Source organism: Janthinobacterium sp. 13, assembly GCF_002749695.1.
GTDB lineage: Bacteria > Pseudomonadota > Gammaproteobacteria > Burkholderiales > Burkholderiaceae_D > Janthinobacterium > Janthinobacterium kumbetense.
Genome location: NZ_PEEQ01000001.1, coordinates 2,477,345 through 2,496,174 on the forward strand (window position 1 = coordinate 2,477,345; position 18,830 = coordinate 2,496,174).

17 protein-coding genes are annotated in these 18,830 nt (G+C 64.2%); 1 reads left to right on the forward strand and 16 read right to left on the reverse strand.

The features are described from left to right. Window positions 1–3: 3 nt before the first annotated feature. The 6 genes from CLU94_RS10865 to CLU94_RS10890 all read right to left on the reverse strand — a co-directional run bounded on the left by CLU94_RS10865 (window position 4) and on the right by CLU94_RS10890 (window position 8,068). Complete coding sequence (locus tag CLU94_RS10865; RefSeq protein WP_180278634.1) at window positions 4–1,008, reverse strand: DUF4424 family protein; 1,005 nt, start codon at window positions 1,006–1,008, stop codon at window positions 4–6. Then, window positions 1,008–3,839, reverse strand: a complete 2,832-nt coding sequence (locus tag CLU94_RS10870) for an ATP-binding protein (protein ID WP_099665639.1) — start codon at window positions 3,837–3,839, stop codon at window positions 1,008–1,010. Before CLU94_RS10870 ends, CLU94_RS10865 begins: the two co-directional genes overlap by 1 nt. Window positions 3,840–3,847: 8 nt before the next feature. Beyond that, window positions 3,848–4,594 carry a hypothetical protein gene (locus CLU94_RS10875; protein WP_077399077.1) on the reverse strand — a complete coding sequence of 249 codons (747 nt, stop codon included), beginning with the start codon at window positions 4,592–4,594 and terminating at the stop codon, window positions 3,848–3,850. Beyond that, window positions 4,587–5,957, reverse strand: coding sequence for a hypothetical protein (locus CLU94_RS10880; RefSeq protein ID WP_092608970.1), 1,371 nt, complete (start codon window positions 5,955–5,957; stop codon window positions 4,587–4,589). The genes CLU94_RS10875 and CLU94_RS10880 overlap by 8 nt, the downstream gene beginning before the upstream one ends. A 224-nt stretch (window positions 5,958–6,181) precedes the next feature. Then, window positions 6,182–6,946, reverse strand: a complete 765-nt coding sequence (locus tag CLU94_RS10885; RefSeq protein ID WP_099665640.1) for a DUF3108 domain-containing protein — start codon at window positions 6,944–6,946, stop codon at window positions 6,182–6,184. Then, window positions 6,947–8,068 (reverse strand): DUF3108 domain-containing protein, encoded by a 1,122-nt coding sequence (locus CLU94_RS10890; RefSeq protein ID WP_257218764.1) that lies wholly within the window; start codon window positions 8,066–8,068, stop codon window positions 6,947–6,949. A 149-nt stretch (window positions 8,069–8,217) separates the two neighbouring features. On the opposite strand from CLU94_RS10890, the gene CLU94_RS10895 reads away from it, so the two are divergent. Further along, window positions 8,218–8,928, forward strand: coding sequence for a PhaM family polyhydroxyalkanoate granule multifunctional regulatory protein (locus CLU94_RS10895; protein ID WP_099665641.1), 711 nt, complete (start codon window positions 8,218–8,220; stop codon window positions 8,926–8,928). A 21-nt stretch (window positions 8,929–8,949) separates the two neighbouring features. Here the strand turns inward: CLU94_RS10895 and CLU94_RS10900 are convergent, their stop codons facing one another. The 10 genes from CLU94_RS10900 to CLU94_RS10945 form a co-directional block, all read right to left on the reverse strand. Continuing rightward, a complete protein-coding gene (locus CLU94_RS10900; protein WP_251349309.1) occupies window positions 8,950–9,246 on the reverse strand; it encodes a hypothetical protein in 297 nt (98 codons plus the stop codon). Next, window positions 9,230–10,960: a response regulator gene (locus tag CLU94_RS10905; protein WP_099665642.1), complete on the reverse strand. Its 1,731-nt coding sequence runs from the start codon at window positions 10,958–10,960 to the stop codon at window positions 9,230–9,232. Before CLU94_RS10905 ends, CLU94_RS10900 begins: the two co-directional genes overlap by 17 nt. 11 nt (window positions 10,961–10,971) lie before the next feature. Beyond that, window positions 10,972–11,691, reverse strand: coding sequence for a sensor histidine kinase (locus tag CLU94_RS10910; protein WP_099665643.1), 720 nt, complete (start codon window positions 11,689–11,691; stop codon window positions 10,972–10,974). A 158-nt stretch (window positions 11,692–11,849) separates the two neighbouring features. Beyond that, on the reverse strand, window positions 11,850–13,652 hold the full coding sequence (locus CLU94_RS10915; protein WP_099665644.1) for a family 2A encapsulin nanocompartment cargo protein cysteine desulfurase: 1,803 nt from the start codon (window positions 13,650–13,652) through the stop codon (window positions 11,850–11,852). Further along, window positions 13,627–14,559 (reverse strand): family 2A encapsulin nanocompartment shell protein, encoded by a 933-nt coding sequence (locus CLU94_RS10920; protein WP_071325557.1) that lies wholly within the window; start codon window positions 14,557–14,559, stop codon window positions 13,627–13,629. Before CLU94_RS10920 ends, CLU94_RS10915 begins: the two co-directional genes overlap by 26 nt. 119 nt (window positions 14,560–14,678) lie before the next feature. Then, window positions 14,679–14,903 (reverse strand): helix-turn-helix domain-containing protein, encoded by a 225-nt coding sequence (locus CLU94_RS10925; protein ID WP_034784364.1) that lies wholly within the window; start codon window positions 14,901–14,903, stop codon window positions 14,679–14,681. 7 nt (window positions 14,904–14,910) lie between these two features. Continuing rightward, the gene (epsC, locus tag CLU94_RS10930; protein ID WP_099665645.1) at window positions 14,911–15,906 is read right to left on the reverse strand and encodes a serine O-acetyltransferase EpsC; all 996 of its coding nucleotides are present in this window, start codon (window positions 15,904–15,906) and stop codon (window positions 14,911–14,913) included. A 19-nt stretch (window positions 15,907–15,925) separates the two neighbouring features. Then, on the reverse strand, window positions 15,926–16,423 hold the full coding sequence (locus tag CLU94_RS10935) for a rhodanese-like domain-containing protein (protein WP_099665646.1): 498 nt from the start codon (window positions 16,421–16,423) through the stop codon (window positions 15,926–15,928). 197 nt (window positions 16,424–16,620) lie between these two features. Further along, window positions 16,621–18,252 carry an FAD-dependent 5-carboxymethylaminomethyl-2-thiouridine(34) oxidoreductase MnmC gene (gene mnmC / locus CLU94_RS10940; protein WP_099665647.1) on the reverse strand — a complete coding sequence of 544 codons (1,632 nt, stop codon included), beginning with the start codon at window positions 18,250–18,252 and terminating at the stop codon, window positions 16,621–16,623. Beyond that, window positions 18,252–18,815 carry a DNA-3-methyladenine glycosylase I gene (locus CLU94_RS10945; protein WP_099668266.1) on the reverse strand — a complete coding sequence of 188 codons (564 nt, stop codon included), beginning with the start codon at window positions 18,813–18,815 and terminating at the stop codon, window positions 18,252–18,254. The genes mnmC and CLU94_RS10945 overlap by 1 nt, the downstream gene beginning before the upstream one ends. Window positions 18,816–18,830: the final 15 nt, after the last annotated feature.

The following is an 18,830-nucleotide window of genomic DNA, read 5'->3' on the forward strand; positions in this document are numbered from 1 at the left end:
CAGCTAGGGCCGGATCTGCGGCGCCACGCCGTCGTGGCTAACCGTGCCTTCGACATTGCCGAAATACACGTCCAGGTCTTGCTTCGGATGGAAGTTGCGCAGCTTGACTTGCAAGGTGGTGGGATTAATCTTGCTGAACGTGCCGGGGAAGCACAGGCTGACCAGCTCGTCCGACTTGCCCTTGATCAAGTTCAAGGTAAAGTCTTCGATGCCATTCTTCCAGGTATTGCCGGTGGTCAAAATGTACGACACCCACACGGCATTGACGAAGCCGCTTTCGCCCTGCTGGGCCGCCAGGCGGTTCCACGTCTTGTAGAAGGCCTTGTCGCCGCAGTATTTCTTTTCAAATGTATTGCCATCACCCAGGTAGGACGCACCGGGACCGGCCGCGACGAACGGCGCATATTGATGGCGCACGCGCACGACTTTGCCGGCAGGGAATTTCTGCTGCCACAGGTAGATGACTTTCACGGTCCAGGCCGGTACCCATTCCTCGTCGTACAGCTGGGCCAGCAAGCCTTCGCGGATCATGATCTTGCTCTGCGCGGCCGTCAGCGGCGCCACTTTCTTGTCGAACGGCGTGTGCGAGGGGAAATACGCAATTTGCGCATCGGACAAGCCCAGCTGGCGCAAGCGGGCCGTCACGTCCTCTGCGTCGAGCTTCGCGACGAAGGTGGTTTTATAGTCCTTGCGCTTGCCGTCAACGTCGACGGTAAACTGCTGCGGCTGGCCATAATACGTGGGCGAGCCGTGGTAGCCGGAAGCGTATTCGGGCAGCGGGAAGAAGATCGTCTCCTCCACATCCGTTTTCGACTCATTGAGGAACTCGTATTCGACCTTGATCAATTCCGCGCTCACGCTGAGCACTTCCTTTTTCATGGCCACGGCATCCGTCTTGCCGAACAGGATGCCGCCCGCGCTCACGGAGCCGATGCCGTCGTTGGCCATGGCGGGCGCCGAACACGCCAGCGCCAGCGCGGCAGATGCCAGCAAGGTGCGCACCAGCATCACGCCACCTTGCCCGAGACGGGATCGACCCGGCGCTGCAGCACGAAAATCGGTTGCGCCCATTGGGTATCCTTTTTCTTCTTGCTCGTGATCAAAGTCAGTTCCGATGGATCGTAGACATCCGTGTTGTGCGTCAACGGCGTCGTCATCAGGTATTGCGCTTCCGTGTTCTTCAGGAATTCGCCGACCAGTTGAATGTTGCGGATATCGAGGTGGGCAAACGGTTCGTCGATGAAGACGAAGCCGCCGGAACCGTCTTCCGATTTCAGCAAGCCGATCAACAGCACCAGCGATTTCATCACTTGCTGGCCGCCCGACGCTTCGCCATCGTTCATGCCGATCACGCCCTTGCCGTCGAACTTGAAGCGCACGTGCAAGCCCGCCTGCGACAGCTGCACGTCGTCGTTTTCCAGGCGCACGGGGTCGGCATGCACTTCGATGCCGGCCAGTTCGCCCAGCTCCTTGATGTTCTTGCTGTAGGTCTTGATGGTGTAGCGCAAGCGTTCCATGTAGGCGCCGCGGGCATTGCCCGTCGCTTCGATGGCGCGGTTGTTCTGGTAGCGGCGCTCGTCCGTTTCTGACTGGCGGCCATGCAACTGGTCCGACAGGCGGTGGTGCTGGTCGATGACGGTGGCGTCGAGTTCCCAGTCGTCGCGCGCCAGGCTGTTTTGCAGGCTGGCCACGCGCAAGTCGACCTGGTGCGCATTCTGATGCTCGGCCACGAGGGCCGCGCGGCGTGCGGGACGGCGCCAGCTTTTCGGCAAGTGGCGCCACGCATGGCGCAGGGCCAGCAAGGCGCGCGCATGCTCGGCGCGCTGTTCGATCTGCTTCTTGTAGCCCAGGCGCGAGCCCGCTTCCGCCTCGGACAGGGCCAGGCGCGCGTTTTGCCACACGGTATCGGCACGCGTGCGCGCCACGGTGGCGTTCTTCGTCAGGTTTTGCAACTCGCCCAGGCGACCGCCCACTTCCAGGCGCTCTTCCTTCAGCGGCTTCGAGTTGCGCAGCGCTTCGGCGAATTCTTCCTGGCGGGCGCTGAGTTCCTTGGCCGCGTCGACGCCGGCGATGCGCGCTTTCAAGGCGCCCACTTCGGCCGCCAACTTCGAAATCGCCAGGGTCAGGGTGTCTTCCTGTCCTTCCAGGCCCGGCAGCGAGCGCAGCAGCGCTTCCAGGCGGCCGCTGCGGCCAGCCTGGCCGAAGCGGTAGCGCGACGCTTCCACGAACAGCGAGCGCCCACCCCTGCGTTCGCGGTGGTAGGCCTCGGGCGTGATCCACTCCTCATGGTTGCCCAGTTTAAAACCTGCTTCGACGGAATCGACGCGCGCAATGCGCGACAATTGCTCGATCAGCCAGCTGGGCACGGGCGCGGAAAATTTCACCACGGCCAGCAGGCTCTCGTCTTTCGCGACAGGCGCCGTGACCAGGTCGGGCACGATGAAGTGGCGATAGCGCTCCTTCTCGGCCAGACGATAGGCGGCCGCCGCATCCTTGGCCTTGTCCAGCAACACCACCGAAGCGTAACCGCCCAGCACGCCTTCGACGGCGCCCTGCCAGCGGCTGTCCGTCACTTCGACGATGTCCGACAGCATCGCGTGACTGATCCCCGCGTCGCGCAGCGCGCGGCGCATGCCGCGCACGTTGTCCGGCTCCGGCATGGCCGTCTTGCCTTGCAGCGCGGCAATAGTTGCCTGTTCGCCCGCGATGCGCGCGGACAAGGCGTCGCGCTGCTGGCGCTGCTGCAGCAATTGCGCTTCCTTCTGTTCCAGCTGGGCCGCCACTTCGGCGATGTCGCTGCCCGAGTCCGCCGCCAGCTTGTGCAAACGGTCTTTCTGCTCGAGCAAGCTGTCCAACGGTTTGAGCTTGCTATTGATCAAGGACAAACGGCTCTGCAAGCCGATCGATTCCTGTTCCAGCAAGGTTTCGTTCATTTGCGCGTCGGACAGGGCCTTCGCCTGCGATGCCAGCGCATTGCGTTTATCGGTCAGCTGCTGGTCCGCCTGCGCCATCGGTTTGCGCGCATCGCGCAATTGCCGGCTGGCCGTGGCCGCTTTTTCGCGCGCCTCGTGGTACTGCAGGCTGGGCAGCACTTCTTCCAGCAGGTTGCGGCGCTCCTTATGCAGCCCTTCCCACTGGTGGTAATTGGCAACGCGCAGGCGCAAGCCTTCCAGGTTGGTCTTCGACGCTTCCAGTTCCGTCTCGAAACGTTTCAGTTCCACTTCCGTGTCGCGCTGGTGGCGCTTGGCTTCGTCGTAGGCGTCCAGCACTTCCTTGTCGCCGAACACCTGGAACACCAGGTCGAGCAGCTGGCGCGGCGCGTATTCGCACAATTTGTCCGTCTCGCCCTGCTCCAGCGCCAGCACTTTCGACATGGCGGGCGACAGGCCCGCATTGGCCAGGCGCTTGCGGTAGTTTTCCACGCCGAGCCAGTCGTTGGCGTCCGTGATGTCCTCGATCTGCACATTGCCCGGACGCATCAGATACTGGCGCTTCCAGTCGCCGCCGTTCTTCTGGATCTGGCAAAACAGGGTCACTTCATCATCGCTGAAGAAGCCGGAACTGCGGAACGGGCGGTTCGACAGCTGCTTGCCCACGTTCTTGTTGTCGACCACGGCGCGCAGCCAAGCCGTCTGCTGGCCCGAGTGGCGCGCATAGTGTTTATAGGTGCGGCCCATCGAGCAATCGAGGCCGAACAAGGTGCGCAAGGCGTCGAGCAAGGTGGTCTTGCCCGAGCCGTTCTGCCCCGCGATGGTGATGATCTTCGCGTCGAGCGGAATATTCTTGATGCGCTGCCAGTAATCCCAGTGCACCAGTTCAAGTGATTTGATATGAAACATGGGCGCTTTCAGTGAGGGAGGTCGGACGCGGGCTCATCGCCGTCGTCGGGCAGGTCGCCGATGTCGGCGGACAAGTCGTCCGCCAGGTCGGCGTCGGGCAACGTATCGCCGCTGACGGCCACCAGGCGCGCCGGCGCCCGCTTGAACACGTCGGCCAGGGCACCGTTGATGATGCGCTCTTTCAACACGTCCGTGTCCATCATCAGGTCCAGCAACGGGCCTTCCAGGATGAAATCGCCGCGCCGCTCGATGAAGCCCAGCTTGGCCAGGGTGCCCAGATTCATGTCCATGCGCGTCTTCTTGCCCAGCTTGTCGCCGAAGTCCGACAGCAGCGCCTTGTAGGAAATGCCGATCGACGCGTCTTCCGCGCGCGGCAGCGGTTTTTCCGTGCCAAACATGTCGTTCTGGTCATCGTCCGCGTGCTGGTGCGTTTCCTGGCGTTCACGCTTGGGCAGGATAATCTGCGCCCACAGCACCACCAGCAAGGCCACGCCATCGCGCGCCAGGCCGAAGTTGTTGTTTTGCCACACGTCGCGCGCGCCGAAAATCTTCGGCTCGATGGTGCGCGTCAGTGCCAGGGTGACATGGTCGGCGTACACGTTGTCGAGCAATTTCAAGCCGCAGGCCAGCAGGCGCGCATCGATCTCGGCGCGGAACAGCTCGTCGGACAGCACGCGCTTGACGAGCTTGTCGTCGCGGCGCAGGGTTTGATGCGTGAGCAGGCGCGCAATCAGGATTTGGGAATCGTCATTCATCGGCGGTGCCGCTATCTAAATCAAGTGAAACATTCAGTGAAAGCGAGGCGATCGACATGGCCGCCACGTGGGGGTCGGTCAGTTGGACCATCTCGTCGGTCGGTGTAAAGGTAATCGGCAAACGGGCCAGTTCGGCCGTGGATCCCTGCAAGCTCGCTTCGGAGACGTCGCCCAGCAGCGGCAGCATGGAGGCGCGGTACGAGGCCACGGCAAAGCTGGCCGGCAGCAGGGAATCCTGCACGGGCACCGATTTCGGCCCTTCTTCGCCGATGCTGGGGAAATTGCCCAGGCTGGCGAAGTTCGACAGGCGTTCGAGCAAGTCATCGAGTTCGAGTTGCATGGCGGGACCGTCGCTGATGGTGGTGGGCGCGTCCTCTCCGCTGGGCAGGCCCGTGTTGATGACACCCGCCGCCCGTTCGGACAGCAGTTCCGTTTCGGCCACGTCGATCATCTCGGCCGGCGTGGAGAACAGGGGCACGACGGGCTGGTCGATGGCGCCCTCGGCCAGGCTGGCCAGGTCGTCATGCAGCAAGAGCCAGCGCTTGATGTCCGTGGTCGACAAGCCCGACTGGCCCAGGTGGACCCGCTGGCGCTCGATCTGGTTCAGGGCGCGCGAAAACATGCCTTGCATGTTCAGCAATTTACTTTGCGCGCGGCCGATCGCCTGCGCCGCCTTGTGCGTGGCGCTGTCCGCGTTTTCATCGGAGGTGATGGCCACGAGGATCTCGGAACCCTTCTCGACCCAGTCGCACGCCATGTTCCACTTCGCTTGCGCCGTGCGCAGGCGGAATTCGGAACCGGAGGCAATCGCGTCGGAGAATTCTTCCGTCAAGTCCACCAGGCGGCCCAGCAAATGCTGCAGTTGCTCGACCGACACGCCACCGACGGCTTGCGCACCCGCCACCTGCGACAGCAGGAAACCCATTTCCGCTTCATCTTCCGTCTGCCCCAGGCCCAGCAAGCTGTCGATGGCGGACAGCACATTGCGCGCCATCGGGGTCACGCGGTACACGCCCTGCTGCGCATCCCAGGCCAGCAACTGGTTCGAGCGCAGGCGCAGCAAGACCGTTTCCAGGCTTTCCGGCAACAGATATGCGAGTTTCGTATTGATATCGGCGCGCGTATAGGCGGACGTGGCCGCATCGGACGCGAGCTCGCGCAACACCAGCAGACGCACCAGCACGCCATCGAAACCGCCGTGGAACAGGGCCGTAAACACTTGCAGCAGGGGCTGCGCCCGCTTCAAGTGAAAAACTTGCTCAATTTCATCGGCCGAAATATTGGGCTGGAAATGCGCCTGCAAGGAATCGTGATGCTCTTGCTCTGTCTGATTTGCATCCGTAGCCACGGCTGCACTTGCCATTATATCAATCATTCTTTTCCGGATGAGTGTTCAGCGGGCGGCGCTGCGGGCTAACGCGGCGCTGCGGGGCGGGGGCGTCAGTATATCAGTTCTGACATGCAATTTAGCGCATGGGAGGGGGCGGTGCGGACATGGCGCAACACGGCCGGTGCGCCGTGCCGGGCCAGGAGGGTGAAATGGGGGGCCAAACATGGTATGCCTGGCCCCAAGCCATTAGTGAACACTTACTTCCTGACGATCTTTTGCAAGGTTTGCTCGACGTAATCGCCGTCTTCATCGGCGAACGTCACCTTCACGGGATACCATTCCAGCGACGGCGCCAGCCACAGGTCCACTTGCTGGCCCTTCTTGTCCGGCGGCGGCGCCTTGACCAGGTGCACGGCTTCCACCAGACCCTGGCCCGTGGCGACGGTTTCCTGCTTGACGACCTTGAAGGTCCACGGTTCGGCGTCATGGCGGCCGGCAACGAAGAAGCTCCATTCCGAGCCGGGCGTGAATTTCTCCGGGGTGGCGCGCGCCACGCTGACCAGTTGCCAGACGGTGCTGTTGCGGTCCTGCTCGCCGCCTTTCAGCGGATACGTTTCATCGCCTTCGCTGAAGACGATGCTCTTGCTGTCGCGCTTGAAGGTGGTCGTGGCCGCTTCCTTGCGGAAACGTTTTTCCACGAACTGCGCCGGCGCCAGGCCGTAATCGTCGACCGTGCCTTCGCTGCGCTGCTCCAGGATCTTGCCGAACAGCGCGGCCTTGGTTTCGGCCAGCAGCGAGTACTTGCCGTCGCCGGCGCGCCAGTTGCTGACCGATTCGCCGGACAGCGCAATGCCGCGCTGCTTCGCCTTGATCGAATAGACGAGGTCGGCCGACGGCGCCAGCTTGTACGGGCGCTTGATGACGGGATGGTCCACGGGCTCGTCCGCCGCCATGGCGGGCGTCAGGGTGGCCGCCAGCAGGCTGGCAGCCAGGACGCGTTTCAAGGTAGTCAAAGTAGTCATTTATTTTCCTGTTGATTCATTTACGGAGATCTTGGTCACGGTTTGCGTGGTCAGCGCCCCGTTCGCTTCGGTATTGCGTATTTGTACCGGATACCATTGCATGGACGGCGCCAGCCAGACATCGAGCTGCGACGAATACGTGCCGGGCTTCGGCGGCCGGCGCAGGTGCCACGTCACCAGGCGGCCCATTTTCGTGTCCAGTTCTTCCTCGCCCACCAGGTGGAAGCGGAACACGGTCGCTTCCTTTTCCTCGCCGACGAGAATGTCGATATTGCCCACCAGCTGGTTGACGTCGGCACGGCCGATGGCGGCCAGCTGGAACGGCACGGTGGCCTTGTCCTGCGCCCCTTCCTGCCATGGCGCCGTGGCCGTCGTGGCCGAAAACGTGATGGCCTTGGCGTCGCGGTTGAAATGCGTGGCCGTTTGCGCGCGGCCCTTGCGTTTCTCCGTGGCCGTGACGGGCACGATGCCGCTGCCATCGATCTTGCCCTCGCTCGTCAGCACCAGCAGGTTGATGCGCGTGATCAGCATGCTCAAGCCCACTTCCAGTTTCAGCTGATACGTATCGCCCCGGTTGTCCCAGGCCATCGCGGCCACGCCCTGCCACTTGGTGCCGTCCGCATCGCGCCGGTCCACGTGCAGGTCGAACTGGGCCGACGCGGGCGCATTCGTCTTGTAGCGCCGTGCCTGTTCGACGGCCGGTGGCGGCGGTTCGCTGGCCGGCGCGGGCGCGGCGGCCACGGCGGGCGCCGGCGCCGTGATGGCCGGAGCCGCCACGGCGGCCGGCTCGCTCGTGGCCGGGCCTTCCGGCACGTCGCTGACGGGCGCCGTCAACTGGGGTGTTTCGCTCGACGCCAGCTCCGTCGGCGGCGGGGGCGGCGGCGGCGGCCTGGGCTTGGGCACGGGCCGCAGTTCGGGCGGCGGGGGCGGCACCACCGGCAGGGGTGTGGGCGGCTCGGCGATCAAGGCCATGCTGACCACCTGCGCATGATTCTGTCCCAGCGGCACCATGCTGGCGCGCGAGGTGAGCCATTCCAACGCCACGTAATGCAGTACGCCGATGACCGCGACAAAGATGACGGTACGGCGGCGCGGTGGCGAAAAGAAGGAGTCAGGCATCATAGGCCGTAGTGTAACGCTTCCGCCCCGCTTCCCGCTTCTTGCCCGTGCTCAACTCTTAATGTTTTATGTAAGAAAATGTTGGCGGCATTGCGTCAGTTGCAAGCCGATATCTGCTACGCTAAGGCTATCCACCTACCAGGAGATTTCGCATGGCAAACCCGCAAATGCCCCAAATGCCGGGCGCAGCAGTTGTGACCGATACGCTCGACTTCGTCAAAAACCTGTGGGGCAGCATGAGCGTGCCCGGCATGGGCATGCCTGGCATCACGGCGCCCACCATGTCGGTGGAAGAGCTGGACAAGAAAATCAATGACTTGAAGGCCGTCGAAGCATGGCTGAACCTCAACACCAGCATGCTGCGCGGCAGTATCCAGGCGCTGGAAGTGCAGCGCGGCACCATCGCCACCTTGAAATCGATGGGCGCGTCCCTGGCGGCAGCCATCACCCAGCCCGGCGCCAGCGAGAAATCCGTGTTTGAATCGGTGCCCTACGCTTCCGCATTTTTCCAGCAAGCCGCACCCGCGGCGCCTGAACCGAAACCGGCGCCTGCGCCCGCACCGCCACCCGCTGCGGCGGCGCCCGGCGATGCCGGCAGCCAGGCCGGAGCCCAGCTGGCCAATCCAAGTGCCTGGTGGAATTTGTTACAAGATCAGTTCACGCAAGCCGTCTCGACAGCGATGTCGCCCGACGCCGCCAGCGCGGCAGCGGCCAGCTTTGGCGGCGTGAGCAAAGCCAAGCCAGCGGCCAGCAAGCCTGCCAAACCTGCCGAAGCAGGCACGGCAGCCAAGGCCAAGGCCCCGCTGCGCAAGGCGCCCGCGAAACGCGCAGCGCCCAAGGCCAAAGCACCAGGCAAGGCCTGATGTTTCAAGCCGGCAATATGATCAGGCGATACGATGAATGCGGATCGCCTCGATCATGTTGTCGGCCTGGCGTTTTACGTCACCGATCGTGATCAGGCCTTCGTCGGCCAGCGCCTTGGCGTGCTCGTACGAAGACTGGAATGTTTCCAGCGTGTCTCCCTTGGCGGCGACCGGGCGTACCCAGGCAACGGCGCCGACCTTCATTTTTTTGTATACTTCATTGACCACATCACGCATAGTTTCTTCCTTATTGTTGTAAAGCAACTCAAGCACGGGCGAACCCACGCTGGCCCCTAGTTTATCATCCGGCACGCTCACGCACGGCTTTTCCCCCTTTTTCCGCTGCCGGCGGCGCATTTTCCGGCGCCGCGACGGCGTCTTCCGGCCCGGGCGGCGGCGTCAGCTGCACCAGTTGCTCCATCAATTGCGCGAAGCGCTGCTGCCCTGGTGCAATTTTGTCTACATACAACAACACTTCCATGGCCTCGGCCGCCAAATCGGCCTGAAACCCGCGCTGCTGCAGGAAGGAAACGATGATTTGCGCGGAATTGAACAGGATGCGCAAGTTGTTCGGCAGTTTTTCGCGCGCCGCGCGCATCCAGGCGACCGCTTCGTTGAGCTTGTCCGTCTTCCACAGCAGAACGCCCTTGTTCATCAAGTCCGACGCTTCCTTGCGCGAGGCGATGATCAGGCTCGTGCCTTCGTCGCCCATCTTCGCCTTGTCGAATATCTTTTGCACTTCGTCCTGCACCACCTGGTTGTCGTGGTTGTTCTTCACCACGTAGCACAGCAGGCCGGCCGGCGCATCCTTCACGCCGACGGCGAACAGCAAGGTCGCCAGCTCCATGCAGATGGCCTTCTCGGGCCGCGCCGGGTCTTCCAGCAGCATGGCTTCGAGCTCGTCGCCGCACTTGCGCGCGCGCCGGTAATCGCCCGTTTCGTGGTGCACCATGCCTTCCGTGATCTTCGCGCGCAAGCCGATCTGTTCGGGCGAGAATTCGCGCTGCGCCAGCAGCAGCCATTGCAGCGCCTCTTTCGCATCCTTCTTCAGGCCGCACACGCGCGCCAGTCCCAGGTAGGCGTCCGGCGTCTTCATGACGGAAAACTCGCCGATGGAAATACACTTGCGGAAAGCCTTTTCCGCCATGCTGACATTGCCCACTTTCAGGGCCGCCAGTCCCAGGTTGCGCTGGCGCGGCACGGAATTGGGCGACAGGCGCGCCGCCTTTTCCAGCACGCCGCACGCTTCCTCGTGCTGGCCCATCAGCTGGTAGGCGACGGCCATCTGGTCGTAGGCGTCGATGTAGTACTTGTTTTCGACGATCACGCCCTGGAAGATCTGCCGCGCCGCCTCGTGTTCGCCGTTATTCATGCGGATCTTGCCCAGGCCCGCCTTGGCCCAGCTGTAATCGCGCTCGGCCAGCACTTTTTCGTACACGGCGCGGGCCTTTTCCGGCTCGCCGCTTTTCAGCAGCAAACTGGCCTTCATGCGCAGCAATTCCAGCTCGTGCAGCTTGTTGACTTCGATCTGCGCGTCGCACAGCTTGGCCGCGCGCAGATAATCCTTTTCCATGCAAGCCTGGTCGATTTCGCGGAACACCTGCTTCTTGTGCCACACGCGGTTCAGCCGCGTCAGCAGCACCCCTTCCGTGATCGGCTTGATCAGGTAGGCGTCGGGCTGGTGCTCGGCCGCGCCCATCACGGATTCCACGCTTTTTTCGGCCGACACCATCAGCCACACGCTCGATGGCGCCGTCAGGTTGCGCACGCGCGTCTCTTCCAGCACTTGCTGGCCATTCTTGCCTTCGCCCAGGTTGTAATCGCACAGCACCACGTCGTAGCGCGTCTTGGCCAGCAGCTTCATGGCTTCGCCGCCGCTGGCCGCCTGGTCGATATGCCGCGCGCCCAGGTTGCGCAGCGATTCGCGCAGCAGGATGCGGATGCCGATGAAATCGTCGACCAGCAGATAGTGTTTGTCGGCCCAGTCGGTGCTGCCCGCTTCGGCGGCGGTGGCGTGGCTGTCTGTCGTCATGGATTCCTCGTTCAGGGCAGGCGCAGGATGAAACAGCCGCCGCCCAGCGCGCCGCCATTTTCCAGGGCGATGCTGCCGCTGCTGCCCCGGTGCTTGTGCATCTTTGCCACTTCGCTGGAAAAATACAGGCCCAGTCCCGTGCTGTTGGTGGAAAAATTCACGCCAGCCGCCATGCCATCCATGGCCGCGCTGCCCGCGTCCAGCAAGGCCTGGGTATAGCCGTCGCCATTGTCTTCCACGCGCAGCTCGAGCATGTCGTCGTGCTCCCGCACGGACAGGCGGATCGTGTCTTTCGTGTAGCGGATGGCGTTGTTGATCGCATGCGCGAGCACGCCGATGACCAGGTCTTCATCGAGGGTCCAGATCAGCTCCGGCGGACAAGCCGTCTGCAGGTGGATGCCTTTCGAGGCCAGCAGGATCTTTTCCTGGTCCACCACCTGGTCGATGACCTGGCTCACCAGTTGCGGCTGCACGTCGAAGGGGTAGCCGGGCTTGCCCACTTCCTTGTACAGGGCCAGCAGCTGGATCAGGTTATCGTTGAGGCGCTTGGTCTGGTACAGCATCTGCGCCATCTGCAGGTAGGCGGGGTCGGCCTGGGGCGCGGGCTTGGCCTGCTCGGCCGCCAGCAGCGACTCCAAGGTGCCGCTGACAACGCTGATCGAGTTTTTCATGTCGTGCACGGTCGACGCCAGGAACAGGAAAAGCTCGGGCGAGCTGTGTTGATCTTCCACCGGATATCTCCTTGGGGGCCGCGGCTTGAATATTGCCAAGGATAAATTATACCGCCAGCCTGCGGGCGCCTGCCAGCCAGGCGCAAAGTCCGTGACATGACGCAACAATGCCGCCCCCGCTGGCGCAGGGGCGGCATCGGCTTGACAAGGCGGCAAGATCAGCGGCGCGCGCCCGCCAGGCGTTTGACCACGACGATCATGCGGTCGATTTCCTCATACGTGTTGTAGAAGGCGAACGAGGGGCGCACGGTCGCTTCCACGCCGAAGCGGCGCAGGATAGGCTGGGCGCAGTGGTGGCCCGAGCGCACGGCGATACCCTCGTCATTGAGGGCGCGCCCCACTTCCGCCGGCTCGTAACCGGCCAGCACGAACGAGGCCACGCTGGCCTTGTCCAGCGCCGTGCCGATCAGGCGCACGCCGGGAATGGCTTGCAAGTGGTGCGTCGCGTATTCCAGCAGCGCGTGCTCGTAGGAGGCGATGTTTTCCAGGCCGATGCGCTGCACGTAGTCGATGGCCGCGCCCAGGCCCACGGCATCGGCGATATTGCCCGTGCCCGCCTCGAAACGGTTCGGCACGCCCTGGTAGACGGTGCGCTCGAACGTGACGTCGGCGATCATGTTGCCGCCGCCCTGCCACGGCGGCAATTGCTCCAGCAAATCCGCCTTGCCATACACGGCGCCGATGCCCGTCGGGCCGAACACTTTATGCCCCGAAAACACATAGAAATCGGCGCCCAGCGCCTGTACGTCCACGCGCAGGTGCGACACGGCTTGCGCCCCGTCGACCAGCACGCGCACGCCGGCCGCATGCGCGAGCGCGATGATCTGCGCCACGGGCGTGACCGTCCCCAGCGCATTCGACACCTGCGTCACGGACACCAGCTTGGTGCGTCCGTTGAGCAGCTTGCGGAATTCATCGAGGATGATCTGGCCGCTGTCATCGACGGGAATCACGCGCAATGTCGCGCCCTTCTCTGCCGCCAGCTGCTGCCACGGCACGATATTGGCATGGTGCTCGAGCTGCGAGACGATGATCTCGTCGCCGCTGGCTATGTACTTGCGGCCAAAGGTATTGGCAATCAAATTGATGCCTTCCGTGGCGCCCCGCACGAAGATGATTTCATTGGCCGAGGCGGCGCCCAGAAAACTGGCGACCTTGGCGCGTGCCGCTTCATACGCATCGCTGGCGCGCGCCGCCAGCGCGTGGGCCGCGCGATGGATGTTCGAATTTTCGTGCGCATAGAAATACGACACGCGGTCGATCACCGACTGCGGCTTGTGCGTGGTGGCCGCATTGTCGAACCAGGCCAGCGGCTTGCCGTTGACCCGCTCGGCCAGCACGGGAAAATCGCGCCGCACGGCGTGCACGTCGAACGGCGCCGGCGTCTGGTGCTGGCCAGGCTTCGTCGCCGAGGGCAGCTCGGTCTGGAAATAGAACGCGGGCTGGCCACTGGCTGGCGAGACGGGCAACTGGCGCGCGGGCGCCTGCTGCGGCGTGGCAAACAGGCCCAGCACATCATCGGGCGCTGTCTGCCCTTGCCCCTGCCGCGCCAGGCCATCAAGGCCATTGCCCGACGCGGGATAACCATGCGCGCCACCGATAAAATAATACGGCGACGGTGCAGCCGGCGCATTGATCGCCGACAAGCGCGGCGTCGGCACGGACGCGGGGGCCGGCGCAATGGGCGCTTCCAGGGGCGCCGTCACGGGCGGCACCTGCGCCGTCGCCACGCCGGGAGCGATGGCGGCGAACGCAGGACCGGGTTGCGGCGGCGGACGGTTCGCATAGCGGGGCGCCGCATCGAGCACGCTGCCGGAACCGCCGAGGCTGGGCGACTTGTCCAAGCCCGGCAGGCGCGCAAAGAATTCTCCCGCCAGGCGGTTCAAGGTCGCTTCGTCGGGTAAAAACGGGACGGCAGGCAAGCCCGCCGCGCCATCACTTGTAGGTGTCTGGGTAGTCATGGTATTTACCGATCTCCACGTCTTCCAGTACGGCCAGCGCATCGTCGGTCAGCACGGCCAGCGAGCAATACAGCGAAATCAGGTAGGACGAAATCGCGTGGCGGTTGATGCCCATGAAGCGCACGGACAGGCCCGGGCTTTGCTCGCCCGCCAGGCCAGGCTGGAACAGGCCGATCACGCCTTGCCGCTGTTCACCCGCGCGCAGCAGGATGATCTTCGTCTTGCCGTCTTCGATGGGCAGCTTGTCGGACGGCACCAGCGGCACGCCGCGCCACGTGAGGAACTGGGAACCGAACAGGCTGACGGTCGGTGGCGGCACGCCGCGGCGCGTGCATTCGCGGCCGAAGGCGGCAATGGCCAGCGGGTGCGCGAGGAAGAAGCCCGGCTCCTTCCACACTTTCGTCAGCAGTTCGTCGAGGTCGTCCGGCGTGGGCGCACCCGTCAGGGTAAAGATGCGCTGGTCGTCGTGCACGCTGGCCAGCAGGCCGTAGTCGGGATTGTTGATCAATTCGCTTTCCTGGCGCTCCTTGATCGTTTCGATGGTCAGGCGCAGCTGCTCCTTGATCTGGTCGTGCGGACTGCTGTACAGGTCCGACACGCGCGTGTGCACGTCGAGCACCGTGCTGACGGCATTGAGGAAGTATTCGCGCGGCTGGTCGTCGTAGTCGACGAAGGTTTGCGGCAGTTCCGACTCGTCGCGCTGCGAGCAGGCCACGCGCACGTCCTTCGGATTTTTCACGCGGTTCAGGCGGTAGATACCCGCTTCCACGGGCAGCCATTGCAGCAGGTGCACGAGCCAGCGCGGCGTGATCGTGGACAGCTGGGGGACGCTCTTGCTTGCATTGGCCAGCTGGCGCGCGGCGTTGTCGCCCAGCGCAAACTGGCTATCGGGGGTTGCTTCGGCCATCTACGACTCCTAATGAGAAAAGTGAATATGCTTATCTGAAAAACAAATAAAGTATCAAGCGTCTCCCCTGATCTCTCAACATGCTATCGCCATCAACGCGACGTTTTAATCCACCCGCATTAATCCACCAATTCCGGCTCGCAGCGCGCCATCAAGCCCGCCAGGCCGATGCCCAGCGCGCCGGCCAGCTTTTCCACCGTCAGCAGCGACGGCGTGGCGGCGCCCCGTTCGATCTCGCCGATGAACGAGCGGTTCAAGTCGGCCGCTTCGGCCAGGCGCTCCTGCGACCAGCCATGCCCTTCGCGCAACTGGCGCACGGCCAGTCCAAACTGTTTGATCAACATGCTGTCCTCATGGGTGGTGGGCAAAAGCGGGGTGGGATGGCGCCGGCAGCTCCGGCAACTCCGGTGCTTCCTGCTGGTTATGCGCTTGCGTGACATGGCTGCCGGGCGCCACGCTGCGGGTCAGCCAGACATTGCCGCCGATGACGGAGCCCTGGCCGATGGTCACCCGTCCCAGGATCGTCGCGCCCGCGTAGATGACCACGTCGTCCTGCACGATGGGGTGGCGCGCCAGTCCCTTTTTCAGCACGCCATCGGCGCCGGCGGGAAAGCGCTTGGCGCCCAGGGTGACGGCTTGATAGATGCGCACCCGTTCGCCGATGATGGCCGTCTCGCCGATCACCACGCCCGTGCCATGGTCGATGAAAAAGCTGCTGCCGATGATGGCGCCCGGGTGGATGTCGATGCCCGTCTGCGAATGGGCCACTTCGGCGATGATGCGCGCCACCAGCGGCGCGCCCAGCGCATACAAGGTATGCGCCAGGCGGTAATGGATGATGGCCAGGATGCCCGGATAGCACAGCAGCACTTCGTCGACGCTGTGCGCGGCCGGGTCGCCATGGAAGGCGGCCGCCACGTCCGTGTCGAGCTGGGCACGGATGCGCGGCAGCGCGCGGGCGAAGCGCTGCACGATGGCCAGCGCCTGCTGTTCGATGGACACCGTCTGCTGCAAGCCATGCTGGCGCGCGTGGTAACTGAGTTCGCGCCGCACCTGTTCGTGCAAGCCCGTCAGGGTCGTGTCGAGCGTGTGGCCGACAAAGAAATCCTCGCTCTCCTGCTGCAGGTCGAGGGGGCCCAGGCGCATGGGAAACAGGGCCGCGCACAGGGCTCCGACGATGTCGCGCAAATGCTGGCGCGACGGGAATTCGCGCGCGCCGCACTCCTGGTTGCTGGCCAATCCTTCGCGCCACTGCTCGCGCACGGCGCGCAATTCATCGACGATCTGGCGCAATTCCCATTGCGGCTGCGCGGCAAGGGAGGCAGGGGGGATGGCTCGCTGGTTCATGGTGATCCTGAAGGGAGATTTAATCTTGCAGCCAGGGCAGCGCATGCCAGCGCCAGCCACCGCTGTGGCCACGCTGCTGCTGCTCATCGAGGTCGCCCTCGAAGCCTTGCGCGATATTGAAGACGTGCGTGAAGCCGGCCTTGGCCGCCGCTTCGGCAGCTGCGGCCGAGCGCTTGCCGCTGCGGCACAGCAGCACCACGACGGCGTCCTTGCCACGCACTTTCGCTTCCAGTTCGCGCGTAAAGCGGGGATTGCGGTTCATGGACGTGCCGGTCGCCCACGCCACGTGCAGCGAGGCGGGCACGTAGCCGACGAAGGTGCGTTCTTCATTCGTGCGCACGTCGACCAGCACGGCTTTGCCGGCCTGCACCAGCTGCCATGCATCCTGCGCGCTGACGATGCCCGCATACGGCAAGCCTTGCGCCTGCGCCTGGGTACGCGCGAGATTGAGCACTTCGTCAAACGCCGCCTCGCCGTGCGCGGCGCGGGGATCGAAAATCAGTTCTGCAGCAGCCATCTTTCCACCTCTTTATTCCGTCGTCAAAAACCAGCACGAGTCCACTGTAGCGAACTTATGTTGTTCGGAAAACAAATTAAAAAGAGTTTGGAAAGCTGAAAAACGTATATGGAGATATTGCAGCGTAAAGCCGGGGTCAGACCCGCCGGGTCTGACCCCAGAACTTGTTTGGGGGGTAAATTAGAAAAAGACCAGAATCAATATGCTCTACGGCGCTCTCGTAATAAAAAGCGCGCAGGGTCCAAAGCGGCGGCCAATTGACTCTCCAGCGGCAGCGGTTCGCCCTCCAGCTGGCAAGCCAGCAGCTCGGCCGCCAGCGGCGCCCAGATCAGGCCGCGCGAGGCATAGCCGAGCAAGCCGAACAGGCCGGGCCAGCGGGGCACGTCGCGCAGGCGCTCGCAGCGGCCTGGCACGCCGGGGTCGGGCAAGGCGCCCGCCAGCGGCAAACGGTCCGGCGCCACGCAGCGAAAGCCCGTGCGCCCGGCCAGCGGCGCCTCGAACGGGGCTACGCCAAGGATGTCGGCGATCTTCGCGATGTTTTCTTCCTGGCTCGATGGGCGCAACGTGGTGTCCGCGTCCGCATCATAGCTGGCGCCCACGCAGACAACACCCTGGTGCGCCGGCGTCATGTAGGCTTCGCGGCAGACGACGAACGGCAACGAAGGCAAGCTGCCTTCGGCCAGGTGCGTGACTTGCCCCCGCACGGCGTCCAGCGGCAGGCCGGCCGCCTGCTCGACATCCACGGCCCCCGTGCCCGCCGCCAGGATGACGGTGGGCGCGGCCGCGATCAGGGTACCTTGCGCATCGCGCACCAGCCATTCTTGATCGCCGCGTTCCAGGCGCAGGGCGCTGCTGGAAAAGCGCCGCGTGAGCAGGGCGCCGCAGGCGTCCAGCATGGCGGCGCAGACGGAGGACGGGCGCGCCCAGCCGCCCTGTTCGAACCACCAGGCGCCATCGGGCGCCGGCGCGCCCAGCATGGCCGCCGCCTCGGGCGCTTCCAGCCAGCGGGCGAATTCGCGCGGATACAGGCCGCTGGCGGCGATCTGCCGCTGCACCTGCGCATGCGCGTCATCGCGCGCCAGCTGCAGCACGCCGCATTGCGCGCCATCAAAGGCGCTGCCGATGCCGCCCAGGTCCTGCCAGTAGCGCAGCGAGTACAGGTAGGCGGCGCGCACCAGGCGCGTGGCGATATTGTCGTCCTTCGACAGCTGCGGCATGAAGATGCCGGCCAGGTTGCCCGACGCCTCGCTGGCCGGCTGTGCTTGGCGTTCGATCAAGGTCACCTTCCAGCCGCGCGCGGCCAGGCGTTCGCAGGCGGCCGCACCGGCCACGCCCGCGCCGATGACGATGGCGCGCCGCTCGGGCGCCACGGCAGCCACGTGCTCTGCGCGCCGCGCATAAAACATGGCGCGCAAACGGCTCTCGTCGAAGACAAAACCGTTCTTTTGCAGCGCCATGCGCTGCGCCTCGTCCAGGTGCACGGCCTGCAGGCGGGCGCCATCGACCATCAGGCGCGCCAGCACGGGCGTGGCTGCCGGCACCCAGGCCAGGTGCACTTCGTCGACACGCGCCGACAATTGCGCCAGGCAGGCATCGGGTTCGCCGATCAGCACATCGAGCGTGACGAGGCCATCGTGCGAGACCATGCGGTGCAGGCCCGGCACGCAGGGCGGCCACTGCGCGCGCCACTGCTCGGGCAAGTGGTTGGCGTCGACGGGACGCGGCGCCAGCGCGATGTAATGCAGGCGGCGGCCGCCATGCGCCGCGCAGGCGGCACGCAAGCGGGCGCCGTCAAAATCCGTGTCGAGCAGCACCAGCGCGCGGCGCATCAATGCCCCGCGCGGCAAAAGCAGGCGGGCGTATGGTCGTCGACCATGCCGATGCCCTGCATGTAGGCGTAGATGATGGTCGAACCGACGAACTTGAAGCCCCGCTTGAGCAAGTCTTTCGACAGTTTGTCGGACAAGGCCGTCTTGGCGGGACGCTCGCCGGTCTGCCAGCTGTTGACGATGGGCTGGCCATCGACATACGCCCACAGGAAGCTGTCCAGGGTCTGCCCTTCCGCGCGCAGGCGCAAATAGGCTTGCGCATTCGTGATGGCCGCCGCCACCTTCAGGCGGTTGCGCACGATGCCCGGGTCGAGCAGCAGCTGCGCCACCTTGTCCGGGCCATACGCGGCGATCTTTTCCGCATCCCAGTTATCGAAGGCGGCGCGGTAGGTGTCGCGCTTGTTGAGGATGGTTTCCCAGCTCAGGCCAGCCTGCGCGCCTTCCAGGTTCAGCATCTCGAACAGCCGGCGCTCGTCGTGGCAGGGCACGCCCCACTCCGTATCGTGGTAATCGAGATAACGGGGATTGGCCGGATTGGCCCAGGAGCAGCGGGTAATATTCATGGTCGTGTTCTTCAT